Annotated in this window: 23 protein-coding genes and 3 pseudogenes; 12 read left to right on the top strand and 14 right to left on the bottom strand. The window is 72.9% G+C overall.

Annotated features, from left to right (window positions below):
* Positions 1–65: 65 nt before the first annotated feature.
* From AQJ64_RS37745 to AQJ64_RS47020, 3 genes and pseudogenes are all read right to left on the bottom strand, one after another.
* Positions 66–533, bottom strand: a complete 468-nt coding sequence (locus AQJ64_RS37745; protein ID WP_055632641.1) for a peroxiredoxin — start codon at positions 531–533, stop codon at positions 66–68.
* Positions 530–910 carry a DoxX family protein gene (locus AQJ64_RS37740; RefSeq protein ID WP_055632642.1) on the bottom strand — a complete coding sequence of 127 codons (381 nt, stop codon included), beginning with the start codon at positions 908–910 and terminating at the stop codon, positions 530–532. The genes AQJ64_RS37745 and AQJ64_RS37740 overlap by 4 nt, the downstream gene beginning before the upstream one ends.
* Before the next feature lie 31 nt (positions 911–941).
* Positions 942–1,577: pseudogene (locus tag AQJ64_RS47020) on the bottom strand (AraC family transcriptional regulator); the annotation flags it as partial.
* 5 nt (positions 1,578–1,582) lie between these two features.
* Between AQJ64_RS47020 and AQJ64_RS37730 the strand changes: the two are divergent.
* The gene (locus AQJ64_RS37730; RefSeq protein ID WP_055638508.1) at positions 1,583–1,780 is read left to right on the top strand and encodes a hypothetical protein; all 198 of its coding nucleotides are present in this window, start codon (positions 1,583–1,585) and stop codon (positions 1,778–1,780) included.
* Here AQJ64_RS37730 and AQJ64_RS37725 read toward each other — a convergent pair.
* The 4 genes and pseudogenes from AQJ64_RS37725 to AQJ64_RS49340 all read right to left on the bottom strand — a co-directional run.
* A complete protein-coding gene (locus tag AQJ64_RS37725; RefSeq protein WP_055638509.1) occupies positions 1,770–2,282 on the bottom strand; it encodes a MarR family winged helix-turn-helix transcriptional regulator in 513 nt (170 codons plus the stop codon). The genes AQJ64_RS37730 and AQJ64_RS37725 overlap by 11 nt on opposite strands.
* Positions 2,283–2,496: 214 nt before the next feature.
* Positions 2,497–2,745 (bottom strand): annotated as a pseudogene (locus tag AQJ64_RS37720) (cytochrome P450); the annotation flags it as partial.
* Between the two features lie 157 nt (positions 2,746–2,902).
* Positions 2,903–3,628: a response regulator transcription factor gene (locus tag AQJ64_RS37715; RefSeq protein ID WP_055638511.1), complete on the bottom strand. Its 726-nt coding sequence runs from the start codon at positions 3,626–3,628 to the stop codon at positions 2,903–2,905.
* Positions 3,629–4,461: 833 nt separating this feature from the next.
* Positions 4,462–4,959 (bottom strand): annotated as a pseudogene (locus AQJ64_RS49340) (MarR family winged helix-turn-helix transcriptional regulator); the annotation flags it as partial.
* A gap of 430 nt (positions 4,960–5,389) precedes the next feature.
* On the opposite strand from AQJ64_RS49340, the gene AQJ64_RS37705 reads away from it, so the two are divergent.
* The 7 genes from AQJ64_RS37705 (at position 5,390) to hemC (ending at position 11,583) form a co-directional block, all read left to right on the top strand.
* A complete protein-coding gene (locus AQJ64_RS37705; protein ID WP_055639128.1) occupies positions 5,390–6,433 on the top strand; it encodes a zinc-dependent alcohol dehydrogenase in 1,044 nt (347 codons plus the stop codon).
* Between the two features lie 95 nt (positions 6,434–6,528).
* Entirely contained in the window at positions 6,529–7,680 is a 1,152-nt protein-coding gene (locus AQJ64_RS37700) for a sensor histidine kinase (RefSeq protein ID WP_059203367.1), read from the top strand.
* 121 nt (positions 7,681–7,801) lie between these two features.
* Positions 7,802–7,930 (top strand): ATP-binding protein, encoded by a 129-nt coding sequence (locus AQJ64_RS48630; protein ID WP_420876563.1) that lies wholly within the window; start codon positions 7,802–7,804, stop codon positions 7,928–7,930.
* Between the two features lie 175 nt (positions 7,931–8,105).
* Positions 8,106–8,549, top strand: coding sequence for a hypothetical protein (locus AQJ64_RS37695; RefSeq protein WP_055636719.1), 444 nt, complete (start codon positions 8,106–8,108; stop codon positions 8,547–8,549).
* A 67-nt stretch (positions 8,550–8,616) separates the two neighbouring features.
* Positions 8,617–9,600, top strand: a complete 984-nt coding sequence (locus AQJ64_RS37690; protein WP_478078903.1) for an ATP-dependent DNA ligase — start codon at positions 8,617–8,619, stop codon at positions 9,598–9,600.
* A gap of 155 nt (positions 9,601–9,755) precedes the next feature.
* Positions 9,756–10,532, top strand: coding sequence for an NPP1 family protein (locus AQJ64_RS37685; protein ID WP_055636721.1), 777 nt, complete (start codon positions 9,756–9,758; stop codon positions 10,530–10,532).
* 115 nt (positions 10,533–10,647) lie between these two features.
* Entirely contained in the window at positions 10,648–11,583 is a 936-nt protein-coding gene (gene hemC / locus AQJ64_RS37680; protein WP_055636722.1) for a hydroxymethylbilane synthase, read from the top strand.
* 13 nt (positions 11,584–11,596) lie between these two features.
* On the opposite strand, the gene AQJ64_RS37675 is transcribed toward hemC, so the two are convergent.
* From AQJ64_RS37675 to AQJ64_RS37660, 4 genes are all read right to left on the bottom strand, one after another.
* A complete protein-coding gene (locus AQJ64_RS37675; RefSeq protein ID WP_055636723.1) occupies positions 11,597–12,115 on the bottom strand; it encodes a hypothetical protein in 519 nt (172 codons plus the stop codon).
* Positions 12,116–12,331: 216 nt separating this feature from the next.
* On the bottom strand, positions 12,332–13,192 hold the full coding sequence (locus tag AQJ64_RS37670) for an ABC transporter permease (RefSeq protein WP_055636724.1): 861 nt from the start codon (positions 13,190–13,192) through the stop codon (positions 12,332–12,334).
* Positions 13,152–13,979, bottom strand: a complete 828-nt coding sequence (locus tag AQJ64_RS37665) for an ABC transporter ATP-binding protein (RefSeq protein ID WP_055636725.1) — start codon at positions 13,977–13,979, stop codon at positions 13,152–13,154. Before AQJ64_RS37665 ends, AQJ64_RS37670 begins: the two co-directional genes overlap by 41 nt.
* A 31-nt stretch (positions 13,980–14,010) precedes the next feature.
* Positions 14,011–14,466 carry a MarR family winged helix-turn-helix transcriptional regulator gene (locus AQJ64_RS37660; RefSeq protein WP_055636726.1) on the bottom strand — a complete coding sequence of 152 codons (456 nt, stop codon included), beginning with the start codon at positions 14,464–14,466 and terminating at the stop codon, positions 14,011–14,013.
* A gap of 247 nt (positions 14,467–14,713) precedes the next feature.
* On the opposite strand from AQJ64_RS37660, the gene AQJ64_RS37655 reads away from it, so the two are divergent.
* Positions 14,714–15,505 carry an RNA polymerase sigma factor SigF gene (locus AQJ64_RS37655; RefSeq protein ID WP_055636727.1) on the top strand — a complete coding sequence of 264 codons (792 nt, stop codon included), beginning with the start codon at positions 14,714–14,716 and terminating at the stop codon, positions 15,503–15,505.
* 4 nt (positions 15,506–15,509) lie between these two features.
* On the opposite strand, the gene AQJ64_RS37650 is transcribed toward AQJ64_RS37655, so the two are convergent.
* Positions 15,510–15,845, bottom strand: a complete 336-nt coding sequence (locus AQJ64_RS37650) for an ANTAR domain-containing protein (RefSeq protein ID WP_055636733.1) — start codon at positions 15,843–15,845, stop codon at positions 15,510–15,512.
* Positions 15,846–15,951: 106 nt separating this feature from the next.
* Between AQJ64_RS37650 and AQJ64_RS37645 the strand changes: the two genes are divergently transcribed.
* Entirely contained in the window at positions 15,952–16,755 is an 804-nt protein-coding gene (locus AQJ64_RS37645; RefSeq protein WP_055636728.1) for a VOC family protein, read from the top strand.
* A 95-nt stretch (positions 16,756–16,850) separates the two neighbouring features.
* Here AQJ64_RS37645 and glgX read toward each other — a convergent pair whose 3' ends face one another.
* Complete coding sequence (gene glgX, locus AQJ64_RS37640; protein ID WP_055636734.1) at positions 16,851–18,968, bottom strand: glycogen debranching protein GlgX; 2,118 nt, start codon at positions 18,966–18,968, stop codon at positions 16,851–16,853.
* Positions 18,969–18,994: 26 nt separating this feature from the next.
* Positions 18,995–19,507 (bottom strand): hypothetical protein, encoded by a 513-nt coding sequence (locus AQJ64_RS37635; RefSeq protein ID WP_055636729.1) that lies wholly within the window; start codon positions 19,505–19,507, stop codon positions 18,995–18,997.
* 226 nt (positions 19,508–19,733) lie between these two features.
* Here AQJ64_RS37635 and AQJ64_RS37630 point away from each other — a divergent pair, with 226 nt between their 5' ends.
* Together AQJ64_RS37630 and AQJ64_RS37625 are read left to right on the top strand one after the other, a co-directional pair.
* Entirely contained in the window at positions 19,734–20,033 is a 300-nt protein-coding gene (locus AQJ64_RS37630) for a DUF5133 domain-containing protein (protein ID WP_055636730.1), read from the top strand.
* 158 nt (positions 20,034–20,191) lie between these two features.
* A partial coding sequence (locus AQJ64_RS37625) for a maltotransferase domain-containing protein (RefSeq protein WP_159060332.1) occupies positions 20,192–20,669 on the top strand: 478 nt, incomplete at its 3' end.

The raw sequence follows: 20,669 nt of genomic DNA, 5'->3' as shown, positions 1-20,669 counted from the left end.
CTTTGCCCGGGTGCATCAACCGCGCGGGGCCGGTCGTGGAGCGGGGGGTTCCGTCGGGGGGCCGGTCAGGCGCGGTGGGCGCGCAGGGCGTCCAGGGCGCGGTCGGCGTGGGTGTTCATGCGCAGTTCGCTGCGGACGACCTCCAGGACGGTGCGGTCCTGGGCGATGACGAAGGTGGCCCGCTTGGTGGGCATGAGGGAGACACCCCGCTTCACCCCGAACCGTTCCCGCACGTCGCCGTCGCTGTCGGACAGCAGGGTCATACCGAGGGTGTGGCGGCCAGCGAACTCCTGCTGGCGGTCGACGGAGTCCCCGCTGATGCCGATCGGCCGGGCGCCCACGGCGGCGAACTCGGCGGCGAGGTCGCGGAAGTGGCAGGCCTCGGCGGTGCAGCCGGGGCTGAGGGCGGCCGGGTAGAAGAAGAGGACGACGGGGCCGTCGGCGAGCAGCTCCGTGAGGCTGCGCACCGTGCCGGTCTCGTCCGGGAGCGAGAAGTCCTCGACCTTGTCGCCGGTCTCCAGCGTCTTCGTCATGACCGTCCTTCCGTGCCGTTCGCGACGCTGCGGGCCCACAGCACGAGGGGCACCTGCAGGGGCAGCCGACCGAACGCGGCGGCCTTGAGGGGGGTGGGACGGTCGCGCCAGTCCAGCGCCATCTTGACGTTGGCGGGGAAGACGCCGACGAAGAACGCGGCGCTGGCCAGGGCGGCCGCCTTGCGGGTCCGGGGCAGGGCCAGTCCGGCCGCCAGCGCCAGCTCGGCGACACCGCTGCCGTACGTCCAGGCCCTGGGCGAACCCGGCAGGGCGCGCGGGATCGTCGCGTCGAAGGAGCGGGGGGCGGCGAAATGGGCCACGCCCGCGGTGGCCAGCAGGCCGGCCAGCAGCAGGGGTGAGCGTCCGGACCGGGACAAGGTTCCTCCTCTGAAGTCCTGGCGCCCGACATTACTGGACGGTAGTCGAGGCCCCGGAGGCGGGGGTACGTCCGTGCGGGCGCCCCCAACTCCGTTGCCCGCCGGTGCCGATGGCGCCCCGGTCCGGTCTCGCGGCCGTAGCGGCCCGGGGGGGGTGGCCGAAGGACCGGCGGAGGACGTCGATGAAGGCGCCGACGGAGGACCAGCCGCCGCCCAGGGCGACCGTGGTGACGGGGGTGCCGTCGGCGAGCAGCCGCAGGGCGTGGTACGGCCGGGACCGGGTGCGCCACTGCGGGAAGGTCATGCCGAACTCGCGGCGGAGGAGACGGCTGAGCATGCGTTCCCCGGCGCCGGTGGCGGCGCCGAGCGCGACGAGGGTGCGCCCGCCGGCCGGGTCGGCGGAGACGAGGGCGCGGACCCCGGCGAGCCGGGGTCGGCGGGGGCGGGCAGACGCATCGGCCGGCCAGGACGGTGGGGTGGCGAGGCCGGGCGGGTTGTCCTCGGCGGGGAGTCCGACCAGGTGGAGGTCGAGAGGGCCGTGGGCCCGGTGGGCGTGCGTGGTGCCCGCCGGCCCCCACGGGGCGCGGATACCGGGCGCGAACCAGGTGCCGGCGTCGGTGGTGACGGCCAGGACGCCGGAACCGGCGTAGACGATCTGGTGGTCGTCGCCGATTGACGGTGAGCGTCGGCGGGCTCACCGCTCCGGTCCCAGGGGCGCTCGCGGACGCCACGACCCTGCGCACGGGGCTGCTCCCGCCGCTGCTCCCGCCGCTGCTCCCGCCGGTGGTGGCCCGGCTGCTGCCGCGCGGGCCGCGGGAGCCGGGCGGGGCCGGCGTCGTGGCGGCCGGCCGGGAGCGGGTCAGGCGCTGACGGCCGGCTGCTCGGTGTCCTCGTCGACGGCGTAGGAGAGGAAGTCGTCGACCATGCGGTGGAAGAGCGTGGCGAGCTGGCCCAGCTCGTCGGGGGACCAGCCGGACAGGGCGAGCTGCATCCCGCGGGCGCCCGCGTCCCGGACCCGGTCGATGGCCTCGCGGCCGGCGTCGGTGAGCTGGATCCGCTGGGCCCGGCCGTCGTCGGGGTCGGGGACCCGGGTGACATAGCCGGACTTCTGGAGCTGCTGCACCGTGCGGGTCACATGGGAGGCCTCCACGCCCAGGCGCTGGGCCAGCTCCCCCGGCCGCAGCGGCTCGGAGTCGGCGACCTGGCGCAGCAGCGCCACGGCGGCCCGGTCCAGGGGGACGCCGGCCATCGCCATCAGCCGGTCGTGCTGGCGGGCACGGGTGCTCAGATAGGTGATCCGGGTGAGCGCGCGCTCGATCTCGATCACTTCCGGGGTGGCCACGGCGGGCAGGGGGAGCGGTTCGGTGGACATGCGACCCACTTTACCATCTTGTTGCGTAACTCAAGTAAGTTACTGCGTGCGGTGAGCCACATCCCCTCCCGGGGGACGACGCCGAGGCAAGCGTAAGGGCCCCGGCAGGCTCGCACCGCCTGCCGGGGCCCCACTTCTCACGACCTTCAGGCCGGGACGCGGACGCTCTCGCCCCAGGCCGCTCCCGAGTTTGCCCTCAGGCCCTCGGGGATGGCGGGTAGCCGGGGCTGTCGGTGTCCGCGCCGACCCGGGGGTCACCCAGCAGCGCCCGCTGGTCGGCGTGCCGGGTGACGAGCCAGGGCTCGGTGCCGTCCCAGAGCCGCACCCTGGTCGGCGGCGCCCGCTCCTGGAGCTCCCGGAGGGCGGGCGGCGGGTCGAAGGGACAGCCGGCCGCCCTCGGCATCGGGAACTCGGGGACCGCGTCCGGGGCTTCGGGCACCGGACCGGTCAGGGTGTCGGCCATGGCTCTCCTCAGTGGGGGGAGCGAAGGGGGGTCGAGTCCTCGATGGGCCCAGGCAAACAGAGGGGGCCGACGGCTTCCGGTCAGTTCCCTGACAGAAACCTGACGTGACCTGGATCACCTTGTGCGGTGAGGGCGCCCCCACCTGCCCGACGGTCCGTCAGTCCTCGCCGTCCGCCCTCCCGAGCCAGTAGCCGAAACCCCTACGGGTGTGGATCAGCGGCGGCCCGTCCCGGTCCGCCTTGCGCCGCAGCCGGGAGACGAGCTGCTCGATCGCGTTGCCGCCGCGGAAGTCGCCCCAGACGTACCGGCCGATCTGTTCCTTCGAGAGCACCCGGTGCGCGTTGAGCACGAGGTGGCGGAGCAGGCGGTACTCGGCGGGGGTGAGGTCGAGGGCGCGGGGGCCGCGCCAGGCCCGGCAGAGGGTGTCGTCCAGGACGAGGTCGTCGTAGCACGGGGAGTGGCCGGGCCGGCCGGGGGCGGCGGGGCCGCGCAGCAGGACCTGCATCCGGGCCAGCACCTCGGCCACCCGGAACGGCTTGGTGACGTAGTCCTTCTCCCCCAGGCCGAGTTCGGGCAGCAGGCTGCCGAGGGAGTCGTACGGGGTGAGGTAGAGGACCGGCGGCCGGTGGGCGATCACCGGGCGGCCCGCGCGGGCGATGCCGGGCAGATCGGGCAGGGCGGTGTCGACGACCAGCAGATCGAAGCGGTGTGTGTCGAGCCGCGCCAGCACCTTGGCGGCGGTGTCCGTGAGGCCGATCCGGTAGCCGGCCAACTCCAGGGTGGTGGCGAGCAGTTCGGCGGTGTCCGGTTCACCGGCCAGGATCAGCACATGCTGCCCGGCACCCCGGGCGAGCGAGGGTTTCGCGGTCGGGTCGGCGGACACGGGCGAGACCGTACGCGAGAGACCGGGGCCGGATAACGGTCCGGGGAGGTCGGCCGGGCCGGAGGAGTACCGGAGGCCACCGGCCCGGCGGTCGTCACGCCGGGACGGTCGGGGTGCGCGCATCAGAAACCGAACCTTTCCCCCGGCGAAGTGACGGAGCCGATGGGGCTGATGGGGCTGATGGGGCTGGCAGGGTCTGTGGGACCAGCAGGGCCTGCGGGGCTGACAGGGCTGGCAGGGCCTGCGGGGCTGACAGGGCTGGCAGGGCCTGTGGGGCTGGCGGGGCTGGCAGGGCCTGTAGGACCAGCAGGGCCTGCGGGGTCGGCGGGGCTGGCAGGGCCTGTAGGGCTGGCAGGGCCTGTGGGCCCAACAGGGCCTGCGGGGTCGGCGGGGCTGGCAGGGCCTGTAGGGCTGGCAGGGCCTGTGGGCCCAACAGGGCCTGCGGGGTCGGCGGGGCTGGCAGGGCCTGTAGGGCTGGCAGGGCCTGTGGGCCCAACAGGGCCTGCGGGGTCGGCGGGGCTGGCAGGGTCGGCCGGGCCTGTCAGGTCGGCAGGGCTGGCAGGGCTGGCGAGGAGACTGGTGGAGCCTGTGGGGTCGGCGAGGCCTGCGGGGCCGGTGAGGCCCGTAGCGCCGGTGCCGAGACCGATGAGGCCTGTGAGGCCGGCAGGGTCGGCCGGGCCTGTCAGGTCGGCAGGGCTGGCAGGGCCTGTGGGGCCTGTGCGGGCGGCAGGGGCGGCGGGGCCTGTGGGGCCTGTGGGGCCTGTGCGGGCGGCGGGGTCGGCAGGGGCGGCGGGGCCGGTGGGGGCGGCGGGGCCGGTGGGGGCGGTCGGGTCGGTGGGGGCGGTCGGGTCGGTCTTCTCCGACAGCGACAGGAGGACATCCGCCATCCGGCGCACCAGCCGGGCGAACAGCCGCAGTTCGGCCGGGGACCAGTCGGCGAGGGCCATCTGCATGCCGCGTGCGCCCGCCTCCCCGAGCCGGGCCACGGCGTCCTCACCGAGCGCGGTGAGGCGGATCCGCCGGGCACGGGGGTCCTCGGGATCGGGGACCCGGGTGACGTATCCGGCCTGCTGGAGCCGCTGCACCTGGCGGGTGACGTGCGAGGCCCGGACGGCGAGCACCTGGGCCAGCTCCCCCGGGCGCAGCGGGTCGCGCTCGGCGATCCGGCGCAGCATCGCGACGGCGGCCCGGTCCAGCGGTACGCCCGCCATGGCGACCAGCCGGTCGTGCTGACGGGCGCGGACGCTCAGATAGGCGACGCGGGTGAGGGACCGTTCGATCTCGACCACTGCGGGCGAGGCGGCCGCCACGGCGGGCGGTGAGGGGGACATGGATCTCACCTTACCTTTCTACTTGCCTAACTCAAGTAAATCTCTCCGTTTGCTTGACTCAAGTAATCCACATGTGCTTGCCTAACTCAAGCAACCCGGACCGGAGCCGCCTTGAGCGGAGGCGGCTCCCCCGGCGCCGCACCCGTGGGGACGGGGAGCGGCCCGGTCCCCGGGCCCGGCCGCCGACGCACTCCCCCCTGGTCGGCCCGGGCCCGGGGACACCACCACCGGCGTGGATCCGCCCGACCGGCGAGTGCGCCGGGTCGAACCGCGTGCCGCCGGCCCCGGCCGCCTCCGTCCACCCCGACGAGCGCGCGAACAGGGCATGGCGGACGCCGTCCTGAAGCGCCTCGGCGTGTGACCACCGTTGTGCGCCACCGATGACCGATAACCGATGAGCGACAAGCGACACCTGAGAGAGGTTCTCCCCATGAGCACGATGAAGTCCGTCCGGACCGGTGGCGTCGACAAGATCGAGGTCGTCGACGTCGAGCGGCCCGTGCCCGGCCCCAAGGACGCCCTGGTGCGGATCCGTGCCTGTGGCATCTGCGGCACCGATGTCACGTTCCTCCACATGGGCGGTATGCCCGCCCGCGCCCATCTGGGCGGCGAGATGGTCCCGGTGGCGCTCGGCCATGAGCCGGCCGGTGAGATCGTGGAGCTCGGATCCGACGTGGAGGGCCTGAACATCGGCGACCGGGTGGTCGTCAACCCGCAGGACGCGCCCACCGGCATCATCGGCTGCGGCGGGAAGTACGGCGGGATGAGCGAGTTCCTGCTGATCGAGAACGCCGAGGTCGGCAGGAGCGTCGCCGTCTTCCCCGACACCGTGCCCTTCGACGTGGCCTCGCTCAACGAGCCGATGGCCGTGGCGCGGCACGCCGTCAACCGTTCCGAGGCGGGGCCCGGTGACAAGGTGGTCGTGTTCGGCGCCGGCCCGATCGGCCTCGGCGCGGCGATCTGGCTGAAGCTGCGCGGCGTGGAGCACGTGGTGGTCGTCGACGTCATCCCCTCCCGGCTGGAGAAGGCACTGGCCGTGGGTGCGGACGCCGTCGTCAACTCGGCGGAGGAGGACCTGGCGGCGCGGCTGACCGAGCTGCACGGCCAGAGCGCCAACGCCCTGGGCCAGCCCCGGCCGGGCACGGACGTCTTCCTCGACGCGGCGGGTGTGGCCGCGGTGTTCAACACCGTGGTGAACTCCGCCAAGTGGGGTGCCAAGCTGGTGATGGTGGCGGTCCACAAGAAGGGCTCCGAGATCGACCTGGGCGGCATGCTCCGCAGCGAGCTGACCCTGATCGCCTCCCAGGGCTACCCGACCGAGATCTTCGAGGTGACGCCCGAGCTGGTCGAGCACCGGGAGCGGTTCGCCCGGCTGATCAGCCACCGTGTCCCGTTCTCGGAGGCCGACCGGGCCTTCGAGCTGACGCTGACGCCGGGCGCGGCGGAGAAGGTCGTCGTCACGCTGGACGACTGAGCCTCACGGCCGTGGCCGCCGGACCTCCCCGGCCCGGCGGCCACGGCCCCGTCGCCCCTCCTCCCCGCCCCTCCCCACGACAGGAACGGCACTTCATGCGCGCGACCCTGCGACAGGCGGCGCGGGCCTCGGTCCACCTGCTTCTGACCGCCGCCGTGGCCTTCGGGTCGTACATCTTCGTCACGGTCCTGCTGATCACCGCGACCGGCGCGCTGTCCGTGGTCGGGATCTGGCTGCTGCCCGAGACCGTGCTGCTGGTCCGCCGGATCGCCGGGGCCAAGCGACGGCTCACGGCCTCCTGGACCGGCCGGGAGATCCCCGAGGCGTACACACCGCTCACCGGTCCGGTGCGGCAGCGGGTGCGCACCGCCGTGCGCGACCCCGGCACCCTCACCGACGCGCGCTGGATGGCCGCGCACTACGCCTATCCCTGGCTGACCGTGCTGATGCTGCCGCTGTGGGCGCTCGGACTGGTCGTCGACGGGGTGTGGAGCGGGCTGCTGGGCCGCCCGGCGCTCGTCCTGCCGCTGATCGTCCGGCTGGCCGACGTCGAGGCGGCCTGGTCGGCGGCGCTGCTGCGGCCCTCGCCCAAGGCAATGCTGGCCCGGCGGGTCGAGCACCTCACCACGACCCGGGCGGACGCGGTGGCCGCGCACGGCGCCGAGCTGCGGCGCATCGAACGGGACCTGCACGACGGCGCCCAGGCCCGCCTGGTCGCCCTGTCGATGCGGATCGGGCTGGCCCAGCGGGCGTACGGCGCCGACCCCGACGCCGCGCGCAGGCTGCTCGCCGACGCGCAGGACCAGGCCGAGGAGGCGCTGACCGAACTGCGGCACGTGGTGCGCGCCATCCATCCGCCGATCCTCACCGACCGGGGGCTGGTGGGGGCCGTACGGGCCCTCGCGGCGGCGAGCGGGCTGCGGGTGGACGTCCGCGCCGACGGGCTCCCGGAGGAGGTACGGGCGCCCGCCGCGGTGGAGGCGGCCGCGTACTTCGTGATCGCGGAGGCGCTCACCAACGCGGCCAAGTACAGCGGGTCCGAGCAGGCCGAGGTGGTGCTGACCCGCTCCCGGACCGGGCTGAACGTGCGGGTGCGGGACGAGGGGTGCGGGGGCGCCGACGAGAGCGCGGGCTCGGGCCTGCTGGGGATGCGGCGCCGGGTGGCCGCGCTCGACGGGACGGTACGGGTCGCCAGCCCGGTGGGCGGGCCGACGGTGGTGGACGTGGAGCTGCCGTGCGTGTGGTGAGCGGCCCCACGGTGGGGAGGCGGCCCCTGTCCGACCGCTCCCCCGCCCGTCGGCCGCGACGGGCACCGCCCACCCTGGGACCAGCCCGACCGGAGAACCCGATGCTCACCTGCTGGCCGGCATGCGCGAGCGGGCCCGTTCGGTGGGCGGCGCGCTCCAGGCCGGGCACCGCCCCGAGGGCGGTTTCCAGGTCACCACCCGGCTCCCCCTGTACCCCGACACCCCGGTACCCCGAGAACGGACCCCATGACTGGCCTGGTCCAGGCCCCGCCCCCGGCGGGCGCGGAGAGCTGACGGCCGGGGCCCGTTGGACGTCAGTCAGTGCCCGAGCCACGGCCACCGGGACCTGAGTATCAGCATCAATGTCAGTGCCCTGCCCTACCTTGGCGATCACGGGACGGTTCACGGATCGCGAGGGGGGCGCCATGGGCGCGAGTTGCTGGGACTACGTCACTCCGTACACAGGCGGCGTCGAGGAAACCCTGAGGGCACTGCACACCGAGGAGTTCGCACGGGAGTACGGCGCCGACGGCACCTACGCGAGCCTGGAGGAGCTCTGGGCGGACGCGGAGTTCATGAGCGAGGAGGGGACGCACTCGATCCTCGACATCCTGCATGTCGTCGCCACCTGCGCACCGCCGGACGAAGACGCCGTCGAGGACTGCAACACCCTGCGGCCGCTCGCCGCGGACCGGGTGAGACACCACTTCGGCAGCCACAGACCCACGCCGGAGCTGTTCCGGGAGGTGTACGACTCCGGGCCCGCGCTGAGCGCGGAGTCCGCGGTGCGCTGGACCGGCCGGTACGTCCTGCTCTACACCGGCGACCGGCCGAGCCACCTCGGCGTCTTCGGCTGTTCGGGCGACTGAGCCGCCGTTGGGGGGAAACCGCCGCCCCGGGCGCGTGCCGCGGGGCGCGGGGGTCGACACCTCACCCGTGACGCTCCCTCTCATCCCACCCATGCTCGCCACGCCCGGCGGGCTGCCGCCGGTCGCCCAGGACGCACGCTGGGCCTACGAGACCAAACAGGACGGGCAGCGGGCCGTGCTGTACCTCCCCGGGGACGGGACGCTCCGGCTGCGGGCCCGGTCGGGCGAGGACATCACCGGGGCCTATCCGGAGCTGCGGCCGCTGGGCGCGGCGCTGGGGGCGACGGCCGCCGTGCTGGACGGGGAGGTGCTGGCGCCGGACGCACAGGGCCGGGCCGACTTCCAGCTGCTCCAGTCCCGGATGGGGCTGGTGCGGGCGCCGGGCAGGGCGGCGCGGATGGCGGCCGCGGTTCCGGTGCACCTGGTGCTGTTCGACGTGATGCACCTCGGCGGGGACCCGCTGCTGCGGATGCCCTACGCGCGGCGCAGGGCGCGGCTGGAGGCGCTCGGCCTGGAGGGGCCGTTCTGGTCGACGCCGAGCGCGCTCGTCGGGCACGGGCGCGAGGCCCTGGAGGCGACCCGCGTCCACGGTCTGGAGGGTCTCGTCTGCAAGCGGCTGGACTCGGTGTACGAGCCCGGGGTGCGCTCCCGGGCCTGGATCAAGATCCGCAACATGCGTACCGCCGATGTGCTGGTCGGCGGCTGGTCGCCGGGGAAGGGACGGCTGACCGGGCTGCCCGGGGCGGTCCTCGTCGGACAGCGGAGCGGCACGGGTGCCCTGCGGTACGTCGGCAGTGTGGGCACCGGCTGGAGCGAGGCCGAGCGCACCGAACTCGCCGCGCTGCTGCGGGCCGAGGTCGCCGAGGTGTGCCCCTTCGACCCCGTTCCCCCGGCTCCCGGCGCTCATTGGGTGGCGCCCCGGCTGGTGGGCGAGGTCCGCTACAGCACCCGGACGAGGGCCGGGCTGCTGCGCCAGCCCTCCTGGCTGCGGCTGCGCACCGACCTCACCCCCGAGGAGTCGGCGGCCGACCTTCCGGACAACTCCGCCTGACACGGCACCGAATGGCCAACTGTTGGGCTGTGCTTCACCACTGATACGCCTGCGACCCCTTGGCTTGGGAGGGAAAACCGTGGAAGCTGAGCTTCCTTCAACTCCCCCCTTCCCCACAGCCGTTCGGCTGCGCCCGGATCCCCGAGGAGGACGCAGTGTCGTCATCTACGTTCAAGGCCCACGGCAGGAGGTGGCTCACCGGACTCACCGGTGCCGCCGCACTGGTGCTCGCCGTCCCCTCGGTCGCCTTCGCGGCTCCCCCCGCGGCGCTGCCGCAGAACGCCGAGGCGGCCGAACTGACGTACCAGCCCGCGTTCGACTACGACACGGACGGCTGCTACTCCACCCCGGCCATCGGCCCGGACGGCACCATCAACGGCGGGCTGAAGCCGACCGGTTCGCTCAGCGGCGACTGCCATGACGCGTCCGACCTGGACAACACCAACAGCTACTCGCGCTACAAGTGCAACAACGGCTGGTGCGCGTACATGTACGGCCTGTACTTCGAGAAGGACCAGGCCCTCGCGGGCAGCAGCATCGGCGGACACCGGCACGACTGGGAGCACGTCGTGGTCTGGGTGCAGAACGGCGCCATCCAGTACGTGTCGACGTCCAACCACGGCTCGTTCACCGTGCACCCGGTGTCCGAGGTGCGCTTCGAGGGCACGCACGCGAAGATCGTCTACCACAAGGACGGCATCAGCACGCACTGCTTCCGGCTGGGCAACTCCAACGACGAGCCGCCGGAGAACGACAAGCACACCTGGCAGTACCCGCCGCTGGTCGGCTGGAACGGCTACCCGTCGGGCCTGCGCGACAAGCTGAGCGCGTACGACTTCGGCAGCGCCAACTTCGGCCTCAAGGACGCCAACTTCACGGCCCATCTGACGTCGGCGAAGCCGTCGGGGATCACCTTCGACCCCAACGCGTAGCGGCGGTGGAGGACGATCCCTCCTACCCCGTCGGGCCACGGTTCACACCGTGACGCGTGGCCGGAAACCGGGAAGCGGTGCGGAGTGCGGGACGCGAGGGTCTATCGTGTCCCGCATGTCCGTTCCGGAGCTGATCCGCATCGTGTCCCGAGACTCCCCCATGGCGCTGGCCCAGGTGGAGCGAGTCCGCGCCGAGTTGGCCGTCCTGCATCCCGGGGTGCGCACCGAGGTCGTCCCCGTGAAGACGACCGGCGACAAGTGGATGGGGGATCTGTCCCAGGTCGAGGGCAAGGGCGCGTTCACCAAGGAGGTGGACGCGGCGCTGCTGGCCGGTGAGGCGGATCTGGCGGTGCACTGCGTCAAGGACGTGCCGGCGGACCGGCCGCTGCCCGCGGGCACGGTGTTCGCCGCGTTCCTCAGGCGCGACGACATCCGCGACGCCCTGATCCACCCGGGCGGGCTCACCCTCGACGAACTGCCGGAGGGGACCCGGATCGGCACCTCCTCGGTGCGCCGGATCGCCCAGCTGGCCGCCACCCACCCGCAGCTGGAGTGCGTGCCGTTCCGCGGCAACGCCAACCGGCGGCTGGAGAAGCTGGCGGCGGGCGAGGCGGACGCGCTGCTGCTGGCGGTGTCCGGCCTGGAGCGCATCGGCCGTACGGACGTGATCAGCGAGGTGCTGTCGCCGGAGACGATGATGCCGCCGATCGGCGCGGGCATCCTCGCGCTCCAGTGCCGCGAGGGCGACACCGGGCTGATCGACGCCGTCAGCGGGCTCGGCGATCCGGCCACCCACCGGGAGGCCACGGCGGAGCGCATGTTCCTGCATGTGCTCCAGGGGCACTGCAACAGCCCGATCGCCGGGTTCGCCCGGGTGGACCGCAGCGGTGAACTGTCCCTGCGGGCCTGTGTCTTCACGCCCGACGGCAAGGTGCGGCTCAACGCCCACGAGTGGGCGGGCCCGCTCGACCCGGCGACCCTCGGTACGTCGGTGGCGGTGGCGCTGCTGCGTCAGGGCGCCCGCGAGATCATCGACGGCATCCCGCACTGATCCCGGGGCACCCTCAGGCGGTGCCCTCCTCGGCGGCCTGGTCCCGCAGGAAGTTGCTCACCTGGCGGGCCAGGCTGTCCCGGCACGTCCCCGTCGGCGGCGCCCCGTCCTGGAGGCCGATACCGCCGGTCCACAGCCGGCGGTCGGCCCACTCGTCGTCGACCCGCAACTGGATCTGCACATCCACCTGGCCGAGCGCGGCCTCGGGCCCTGCGGCGTAGAGGACGGCGGTGGCGCGCCGCAGCGGGTAGACGTCGAAGCCCTCGATGAACTGCGAGTTGCGCCAGTCGATGAACGCGCTGTCGCCGTCGGGCCCGATCCGTACGTCGATCTGGCCGTCCTCGAGGTGGATCGTGGAGTGACCCGTGCCGCGGTTCTCGACGGTCACCCGCAGCCGGAAATAGGTCAGCCCCTCGGCCGCGTCGTCGCGGCCCCTCGGCGGCTCCGACTCCTCCAGCTGGTGGACACGGACCCGCAGACCGGCATGCTCGTCGTACTCCTGCCAGTCCCCGACCACGTTCGGCTCGTCCACAGTCCACCTCTCGACTTCTACCGGCTGCTTCCTATCCGTGTGCTCAGCGCACTGTCAAATGAGCGGAATGCGCTGTGGCCAGGGGGTTCACCCCTTTTGATCGTCGATCAAGCCGTGCGCAGGAAGAATCCGCCGACGGCCGCCACGGGACGGTCCGCGGGCGTGCCGCACATCACGTCGCGGACAAGATCAGCGAGCGGGGTCGGCAGGGGGGCATCAGCGGGCCAGCCGGCCGAGCAGTGCGGAGGCCGCGGTGATGCCGAGCGCGGCGGCCAGGACGAGCACTCCGAAGTCGAGCGCGAGGTGCGCGGGCGTGCCGAGGAGGAGACCGCGCAGGGCGTCCACCTCGTAGCTGAGCGGGTTGACCTTGCTGATCGCCTGGAGCCAGCCCGGCATGATCGCGACCGGGTAGAGGGCGTTGGAGCCGAAGAACAGCGGCATGGTGATGGCCTGGCCGATGCCCATCAGCCGGTCGCGGCTGAGGACGATGCCCGCGATGGACATGGACAGACAGGAGAAGAACGCCGAGCCGAGCACGACGATCCCGGCGACCCCGAGCAGCTTCAGCGGGTTCCAGGTCAGGGCGACCCCGAGCAGGGCGGCGATGAGGATCACCACGACGGCCTGGATCAGTGACTTCACCCCGGCCGCGAACGCCTTGCCGGTGATCAGCGCCGAGCGCGGGGTGGGGGTGACGAGGAGTTTGTTGAGGACCCCGGCGTCCCGCTCCCAGATGATCATGATGCCGTAGAAGATGGCGATGAACATCGCGGACTGGGCGATGATGCCGGGCGCGAGATAGTCGATGTAGGGGATGCCGCCGGTGGGTATCGCCCGGATGCGGCTGAAGGTCTGGCCGAAGATCAGCAGCCAGAGGGCGGGCTGCACGGCCCGGGTGTAGAGCTCGGTGCGGTCGTGGCTCAGCTTCTGGAGTTCGACGGCGCACAGGGCGGCGACCCGGGCCGGGAGCACCCGCCAGCCGGCCCGCGGTACGGGCGGCCGCAGCAGCAGGTCGATGCCCCGCTCGTGGGCCCGGTCAGCCGACGCGCTGCGCGGTGCGGCGGGTGCTTCGGACATCACGGAAGTCTCCTGAGGTGTCGTCGAGGCCGCTGCCGGCGACGTCCCGGAAGACGTCCTCCAGGCTCGGCAGCGGGTCCGTGGGCGCGAGGCCGCGGCGCTCGCCGAGCCCGCGGCGCAGCTCGGCGGGCGTGCCGAGGGCGCGGATGCGGCCGCGGTGCATCAGCCCGACCCGGTCGCAGTACTGGTCGGCCTCGTCCATGTGGTGAGTGGTCACCAGGACGGTCATGCCGGTGGCCTCGCGTACGGCGGTGATGTGCTCCCAGACACCCGTGCGGGCGATCGGGTCGAGGCCGATGGTCGGCTCGTCGAGGATCAGCAGCCGGGGTGCGCTGACCAGGGCCTGGGCGAGTTCGAGGCGGCGGACCATGCCGCCGGAGTAGGTTCCGGCCAGCCGGTCGGCGGCGTCCGTGAGGTCGACGGCGGCCAGGGACTGGGCGACGCGTTCGGCGCGTTCACGGCGGGGCACGTCGAAGACCCGGGCGAACAGGACGACGTTCTCCCGGCCGGTGAGGTTCTGGTCGGCGGAGAGCTGCTGGGGGACGTACCCGAGCAGCCGTCGTACGGCCATGCGGTCGCGGGCGGCGTCCCGGCCGAAGACCGCGACCATGCCGGACGGGACGGGCAGCAGGGTGGTGATGCAGCGGATGGCGGTGGTCTTGCCCGCCCCGTTGGGGCCGAGCAGGCCGAAGACCTCGCCCTCGGAGACGGTGAGGTCGAACCCGTCGACGGCCCTGGTGTCCCCGAAGGCGTGGGCGAGCGCGGTACAGGTGACGGCGGCGGTCATAGCTCCTCGGCCTCCTCGGCCTCCTCGGCGGTCATGATTCCTCGGCCTCCTCGTGCAGACTGACGGCGAGCGAGCGCAGCGCCGGGAGGGCGGCGCGCAGGGCCTCCCGGTCGGCGGCGTCGAGCCCGGTCACATGCCGGCGGACGAGCGCGGCACGCCGCGCCTTCCAGGCCCGCAGCCGGGTCTCGGCGGCCTCGGTGAGCAGCAGCCGGGCGGCGCGCCGGTCGGCGGGATCGGTCTCCCGGACCAGGTACCCGTCCCTGACCAGCTGGTTGGCCAGGGTCGAGACGGAGTTCCCCGCGAGGTACAGCTCCTTGGCGGCGTCGGAGATCCCGATGCCGGGCCGGGACTCGACGAGCCGCAGCAGTTCGACCTCCGCGCCGCGCAGCCGGGGCACGGTCAGCCCGGCGCGCAGCCGGCGCCGCAGCAGCCGCTGGATGCCGACGAGCGCGTCGGCGAGCTCCTCCGGGAAGGTCTCCTCGTCCACACCGCCGAGATTACCTCCGAGTCAGAGGTAATCGGCCCCATGGGACGTCAAAATAAAGCCGGACAAAAGCGGGCTGATAGTTTCATAACACTCTGCGGTGGGAATCCGCAGAGGAGTGCTTCGGACAGGAGGCACGTCCGTGGGACCCCGCCGAGCGGGCCGCCCCGGTCGATCGCCCAACCGTTCGCGCGTGTGCATCCCACGGTGCCCTTCCACCCCCACGAACCCCGTCCGGAAGGCGCGCGCGATGCGTTCCACCGTCAGAACCAGGCAGCACCCCCACCACGACGCCCCGGACACCAGCGAGTCGTTCGCGCGGCTGGCCGCCCTGTCCGACGGGCCGGAGCGCCGGGCGCTGCGGGACGAACTGGTCCGGTTGTGGCTGCCGATGGCCGAGCGGATCGCCGTCCGCTTCCGCGGTCGCGGCGAGACGCTGGAGGACCTGTACCAGGTCGCGGCCCTCGGACTGGTGAAGGCCGTCGACCACTACGACCCCGGCCGCGGCCGCGCCTTCGAGGCCTACGCGGTGCCCACGATCACCGGGGAGATCAAGCGCCACTTCCGTGACCACATGTGGACGCTGCACGTGCCCCGCCGGGTCCAGGACCTGCGCAACCGGGTGCGGCACGCCACGAAGGAACTCGCCCAGACGACCCCCGGCCGGGCGCCGACCGTCGCCGAGATCGCCGCGTACGCGCAGCTCAGCGAGGAGGAGGTGCACACCGGCACGGAGGCGCTGGAGTGCTTCTCCGCGCTGTCGCTGGACGCCGAACTGCCCGGCACCGACGGCTACGCCCTCGCGGACGCCCTCGGCGAACCCGACCCCGGCTACGACACCGTCGTCGACCGCGTCGCCGTGGCGCCCTGTCTGCGGGCCCTTCCGGAGCGCGAGCGCACCATCCTCTATCTGCGGTTCTTCCAGGGCATGACCCAGAACACCATCGCCGAGCGGCTCGGCATCTCGCAGATGCACGTCTCGCGGCTGCTGAGCAGCTGCTTCGCACGACTGCGCGAGGAGGTCGTGCCGCAGGCGCACTGAGCGCTCACTCCAACGGCGGCGCGCCGGGGATCTGCGTCGGGCCGTGCTGGTCCAGCAGAGTCTCCAGTTCGGCCCCGATCCGGTCGGGCATCTCTCCGCTGCGCCCCCAGATGAGGATCAGCTCCGCGACGTTGCGCAGCTTGATGTTGGTGTGCTGGGAGACCTCCCGGAGGATCACCCAGCCCTCGTCCGGCGTCACCCGTCCCAGCGCGACGATCACACCGATCGCCTGGTCCACCACGGCATGCGAGGCGACCGCCTCCTTGAGCTGGTCGACCTCCTGCTGGAGCTGGAGGATCCGGGCCGTTTCGTCGCCGGGGTCGCGCGGTACTCGTGCCACCACTCCATCGTGCCACCGCGTCCTCGGCAGGCGCCGTCGCCGAGTAGGGCCGGACACTGGAGGAGAGCCGCCGGCCGTCGGCCGGGAGACAGGAACGCGAGCCCCCATGAACGATCACCCGTCCTCAGCCCGCGGTGCGAGGGAAGTCCTCTCCACCGACTCCGTGTTCGGCGCGCCCTGCTGGGTGAGCCTGACCAGCCGCGATCTGGAGGCGACCCAGGAGTTCTACGGGGCCGTCCTCGGCTGGCGGTGGCGGCGCGGCACACTGGGCAGCCACTTCCGTACGGCACTGGTGGACGACGTCCCGGTCGCCGGGATCGCGGCCGTCGCCGCGATGTGGCAGATGGCGGTGGCGTGGACGCCGTACTTCGCCGTGCCCAGCGCCGACGAGGCCGCCTCCCGGACCCGGGAGCGCGGGGGGACCGTGGCGGTGGGGCCGATCTCGCTGCCGCCGGGCCGGGCGGCACTGCTGGCCGACCGGGAGGGGGCGACCTTCGGGGTCTGGGAGGGCAAGCTGATCGGCAACTGGGAGGCGTGGCGGCAGGACGCCCCCTCCTTCATCCGGCTCCACACCCGCGACGCCTTCGACTCCGCGATCTTCTACGGCGAGATCCTCGACTGGGCCACGGACCGGCCCGGGTGCTGCGAGGTGCGGTACGAGGGCGGCGAGGTCGTGCTGCGCAGCGGGGGCGATGTCGTGGCGCGGATCGAGTCGGGGGCGTTGGAGGCGGCGCCCGATCCCACCATTCGGCCGCACTGGCAGGTGCATTTTGCCGTCGGCGATGTTCCGGGGGCCGTTCGGGCTGCCGAGAAGCACGGGGGGAGTGTGCTGCGGGAGGCGGAGGAGGAGGCGATTCTTCGGGATCCGGACGGGGCGCAGTTCACGGTGACGTCGCGTCGTCAGCGGTGACGCTCCGCGGGCGGGCCGGATTGCGGGTGCGGGTGCGTGGTGGCTTGTCGCGCAGTACCCACGCCGCTCGGAATGAAGGGGCCGCTGCGGCCCCTTCATTCCGAGCGGCGTGGGGGGCGGGACAGGACGATCAGGCTGCGGGGTTCCAGCGTCAGCTCCCCGCCCGCCTTGTGCTCCGTCTCGTCCCGGGGTTCGTCCGGTTCCGCCGTGTCGGCACAGACCGTCCAGCGTTCGCCGTAGGACGCTCCGGGGAGGCGGAAGGGGACCGGTTCCCAGTAGCTGTTGAAGAGCAGGAGGAAGGAGTCGTCCACCACCGGGCGGCCGCGGGGGTCGGGTTCGGCGATGGCGTCGCCGTTGAGGAAGACACCCACGCAGTGGACGTCGGAGCGCAGCCAGTCGCGATCGCGCATCTCGCGGGCGTCCGGCTGGAGCCAGACCAGGTCGGGCAGGGGCTGTCCGGCATGGGTGACGGTCTCACCGAGGAAGAAGCGGCGCCGGCGCAGCACGGGGTGGGCGGCGCGCAGGGCGACCAGGCGGCGGCAGAAGTCGGTGAGCCGGCGCTGCTCCGCGGTGAGCCGCCAGTCGACCCAGGAGACCTTGTTGTCCTGGCAGTAGGCGTTGTTGTTGCCGCGCTGGGTGCGGCCGAGTTCGTCGCCGTGGCCGATCATCGGGATGCCCTGGGAGAGCAGCAGGGTGGCGAGGAGGTTGCGCTGCTGGCGGGCGCGCAGTTCCAGGACGGCCGGGTCGTCGGTCTCGCCCTCCGCCCCGCAGTTCCAGGACCGGTTGTGGCTCTCGCCGTCCCGGTTGTCCTCCCCGTTGGCCTGGTTGTGCTTGTGGTTGTACGAGACGAGGTCGCGCAGGGTGAAACCGTCGTGCGCGGTCACGAAGTTGACGCTGGCGCGCGGCCGGCGCCTGGTGTGGGCGTACAGGTCGGAGGAGCCGGTCAGCCGGGAGGCGAACTCACCGAGGGAGTGCGGCTCGGCCCGCCAGAAGTCGCGTACGGCGTCCCGGTACTTGCCGTTCCACTCCGACCACAGCGGCGGGAAGTTGCCCACCTGGTAGCCGCCCTCGCCCACGTCCCAGGGCTCGGCGATCAGCTTGACGCGGCTGATCACCGGGTCCTGCTGGATCAGGTCGAAGAACGCCGAGAGCCGGTCCACCTCGTGGAACTGCCGGGCCAGGGTGGCCGCGAGGTCGAACCGGAAGCCGTCGACGTGCATCTCGGTCACCCAGTAGCGCAGCGAGTCCATGATGAGCTGGAGCACGTAGGGGTGGCGCATGAGCAGGCTGTTGCCGGTGCCGGTGGTGTCGTAGTAGTGCGACCAGTCGCCGTCCACCAGGCGGTAGTACGAGGCGTTGTCGATGCCCCGGAAGGAGAGCGTGGGGCCCTTCTGGTTGCCCTCGGCGGTGTGGTTGTAGACGACGTCGAGGATCACCTCGAGGCCGGCCGCGTGCAGCGCCTTCACCATCTCCTTGAACTCGGTGACCTGCTGTCCCCGGGTGCCGTGGGCCGCGTAGGCGTGGTGCGGCGCGAAGAAGCCGATCGTGTTGTAGCCCCAGTAGTTGGAGAGGCCGCGGTCGATGAGCACGCCGTCCTGCACGTACTGGTGGACCGGCATCAGCTCGATCGCCGTCACGCCCAGCGAGGTGAGGTGCTCGGTCACGGCCGGGTGGGCGAGACCGGCGTAGGTGCCGCGCAGGGCGCGCGGGACCTCGGGGTGGGTGCGGGTGAGTCCGCGGACATGGGCCTCGTAGATCACCGTGTCGGCGTACGAGCGCCGGGGCGGGGTGTCGTCGCCCCAGTCGAAGGCGGGGTCGGTGACCACGCCGAGCAGGGTGTGCCCGGCGCTGTCGGCGGGGTCGGGGCCGTCCCCGGCGCGTTCGAAGAGGGAGGGGTGGTTGTCGGTCCGGCCGTCGACGGCGCGTGCGTAGGGGTCCAGGAGCAGCTTCGCCGGGTTGCAGCGGTGTCCGCCGGCCGGGTCCCAGGGGCCGTGCACCCGGTAGCCGTAGCGCTGGCCGGGGCCGACGCCGGGCAGGTGGCCGTGCCAGACGAAACCGTCGACCTCGGTCAGCGGGACGGTCCGGTGGCTGTCGTCGTCCTCGACGAGCACCAGGTCGACCCGCTCGGCGACCTCGCTGAACAGCGCGAAGTTGGTGCCCTTCCCGTCGAAGTCGGCACCCAGGGGGTAGGGGTGCCCGCTCCACGCGGGCACCCCTGCCTTCCGGTACGGCGGTGAGGTCACCGAACCGCCTCCAGGACCCTGGGCTCCTCGGCCGCATGGGCGGCCAGCGCCGCCACCGGGAGTGCGCGGGGCACCGGGCGCCCCTCGCGCAGGCTGGGCGACGGCGCGGTCGGCACCAGCGGGACGCGCTCGCCGGAACGGGCGCGCTGCGAGAACCAGATGACCTTGCTGCCGGTGGCGGTGGCGCAGCAGCCCCAGCCGTCGCTCATCGCGGCGATCCGCTCCAGGCAGCTCCGCAGATCCTGGTCCGGACGCAGCTCACGGTCGTTGCCGCCGACGGCCGTGATCAGGTGCTGGCCGTTCCACCACATCTCGATCGAGAGGGACTTGTCCGTCGCGTTCTCGTCGATGGCCGTCAACAGCATCCCGGCGCCCCCGCAGACGGGGGCGACGAGGGTTTCGAGGTCCCAGTACTTCAGATGGGCGGCCAGGATCCGGCCGACCTGTGCGACACGCTCCGGACTGACGTCCACGTCGAGGTGGTAGTAGCAGGGAACTGCGGTCTTCATCGTCGTTGGCTCCTCACCGGCGAGGCTCCCGCTCCGTGGGGCCCCGCGGGCCGAATATACGGAGGGTGAGCGCTGATCGCTTCTGAGTCACCTCCCACAGTGCGGTTGTTAGTCCATTCGTGCAACACGAGCGCACTCCGGGGTGATTGAAGATCCAACAAGACGCTGGGTGTCGGCGCGTGCACCATGAGTGAAACATTCATCGAGCCCGAAAGGTGACTGCGTCATGCTGCTACCGGCCAAGACCGAGGTCGCCAGGCAGTTGCGGCGGTACCGGGCGTGGGAGCGCGTGATGCTCGCCTCCCCGGCCGACCGCGCGGTGCGGGCCACCTTCGAGGACTCGGGTTACACCTTGTGTGTGCTCATGGGAAAGCGCTGCGCGCGCGAGGCCGCGGACGCGGCGGAGCGGTATCTGCGCACCACGCTCGCCGTCTACTTGCAGGAGCAGGACGGCCGGCCGCGGCCGGCCGGCGCCGCGCGGCGCGGGGGCCGGGCGGTGGCCCGGCTCGCTCCGGCGACGCCGTGACGGCGGACCCGTTCCGGTGGTGGAGCGGGAGCCGGGCGGCGGGCCCGGCGGACCACATGACGACAGATTCGGCTGCGGGCCGGACGGATGACCCGGCGCAGAACCGCCCGGCCGCTCCGGCCGTTAGCCCGGCCATGAGCCCAACGAAGGTGAGACGAATGAGCCCGACCCCTGTCATCGGCCGGATCCCGGTCCGCGACGTGCGGCCCGCGGTGGAGGGCGGCAGACGCCCGGCCAAGGCGGTCCCGGGGGAGAGCTTCCAGGTGACGGCGACCGTGTTCCGGGAGGGCCATGACGCGGTGGCCGCCAACGTCGTCCTGCGCGGGCCCAAGGGCCGGCGCGGTCCGTGGACGCCGATGCGTGAACTCGCCCCGGGCAGCGACCTTTGGGGCGCCGAGGTCACCCCGGACGCTCCGGGGCGCTGGACGTACGCCGTCGAGGCCTGGAGCGACCCGGTCACCACCTGGCGCCGGACGGCACGGATCAAGGTCCCGGCCGGCCTCGACGTGGGGCTGGTCCTGGAGGAGGGCACCGGGCTCCACGAGCGTGCGGCGGCCGGGGTGCCGAGGGGCCGGGCCCGTACGACGGTCCTCAGGGCGGCGCGGGCCCTGGGCGACGACTCCCTGCCGGTCGCGG

Origin of the sequence: Streptomyces griseoruber (assembly GCF_001514205.1) — a bacterium.
Taxonomy (GTDB): Bacteria; Actinomycetota; Actinomycetes; order Streptomycetales; family Streptomycetaceae; genus Streptomyces; species Streptomyces griseoruber.
This window is presented reverse-complemented; position numbering and strand designations above follow the sequence as displayed.

Excerpts from the sequence above, each read along its gene's own strand:
- AQJ64_RS37745 (WP_055632641.1), bottom strand. The coding sequence starts at position 533 with ATGACGAAGACGCTGGAGACCGGCGACAAGGTCGAGGACTTCTCGCTC.
- AQJ64_RS37725 (WP_055638509.1), bottom strand. The coding sequence starts at position 2,282 with ATGTCCACCGAACCGCTCCCCCTGCCCGCCGTGGCCACCCCGGAAGTG.
- AQJ64_RS37705 (WP_055639128.1), top strand. The coding sequence starts at position 5,390 with ATGAGCACGATGAAGTCCGTCCGGACCGGTGGCGTCGACAAGATCGAG.
- AQJ64_RS37700 (WP_059203367.1), top strand. The coding sequence starts at position 6,529 with ATGCGCGCGACCCTGCGACAGGCGGCGCGGGCCTCGGTCCACCTGCTT.
- AQJ64_RS48630 (WP_420876563.1), top strand. The coding sequence starts at position 7,802 with ATGCGCGAGCGGGCCCGTTCGGTGGGCGGCGCGCTCCAGGCCGGGCAC.
- AQJ64_RS37695 (WP_055636719.1), top strand. The coding sequence starts at position 8,106 with ATGGGCGCGAGTTGCTGGGACTACGTCACTCCGTACACAGGCGGCGTC.
- hemC (WP_055636722.1), top strand. The coding sequence starts at position 10,648 with ATGTCCGTTCCGGAGCTGATCCGCATCGTGTCCCGAGACTCCCCCATG.
- AQJ64_RS37670 (WP_055636724.1), bottom strand. The coding sequence starts at position 13,192 with ATGTCCGAAGCACCCGCCGCACCGCGCAGCGCGTCGGCTGACCGGGCC.
- AQJ64_RS37665 (WP_055636725.1), bottom strand. The coding sequence starts at position 13,979 with ATGACCGCCGCCGTCACCTGTACCGCGCTCGCCCACGCCTTCGGGGAC.
- AQJ64_RS37655 (WP_055636727.1), top strand. The coding sequence starts at position 14,714 with ATGCGTTCCACCGTCAGAACCAGGCAGCACCCCCACCACGACGCCCCG.
- AQJ64_RS37645 (WP_055636728.1), top strand. The coding sequence starts at position 15,952 with ATGAACGATCACCCGTCCTCAGCCCGCGGTGCGAGGGAAGTCCTCTCC.
- AQJ64_RS37635 (WP_055636729.1), bottom strand. The coding sequence starts at position 19,507 with ATGAAGACCGCAGTTCCCTGCTACTACCACCTCGACGTGGACGTCAGT.
- AQJ64_RS37630 (WP_055636730.1), top strand. The coding sequence starts at position 19,734 with ATGCTGCTACCGGCCAAGACCGAGGTCGCCAGGCAGTTGCGGCGGTAC.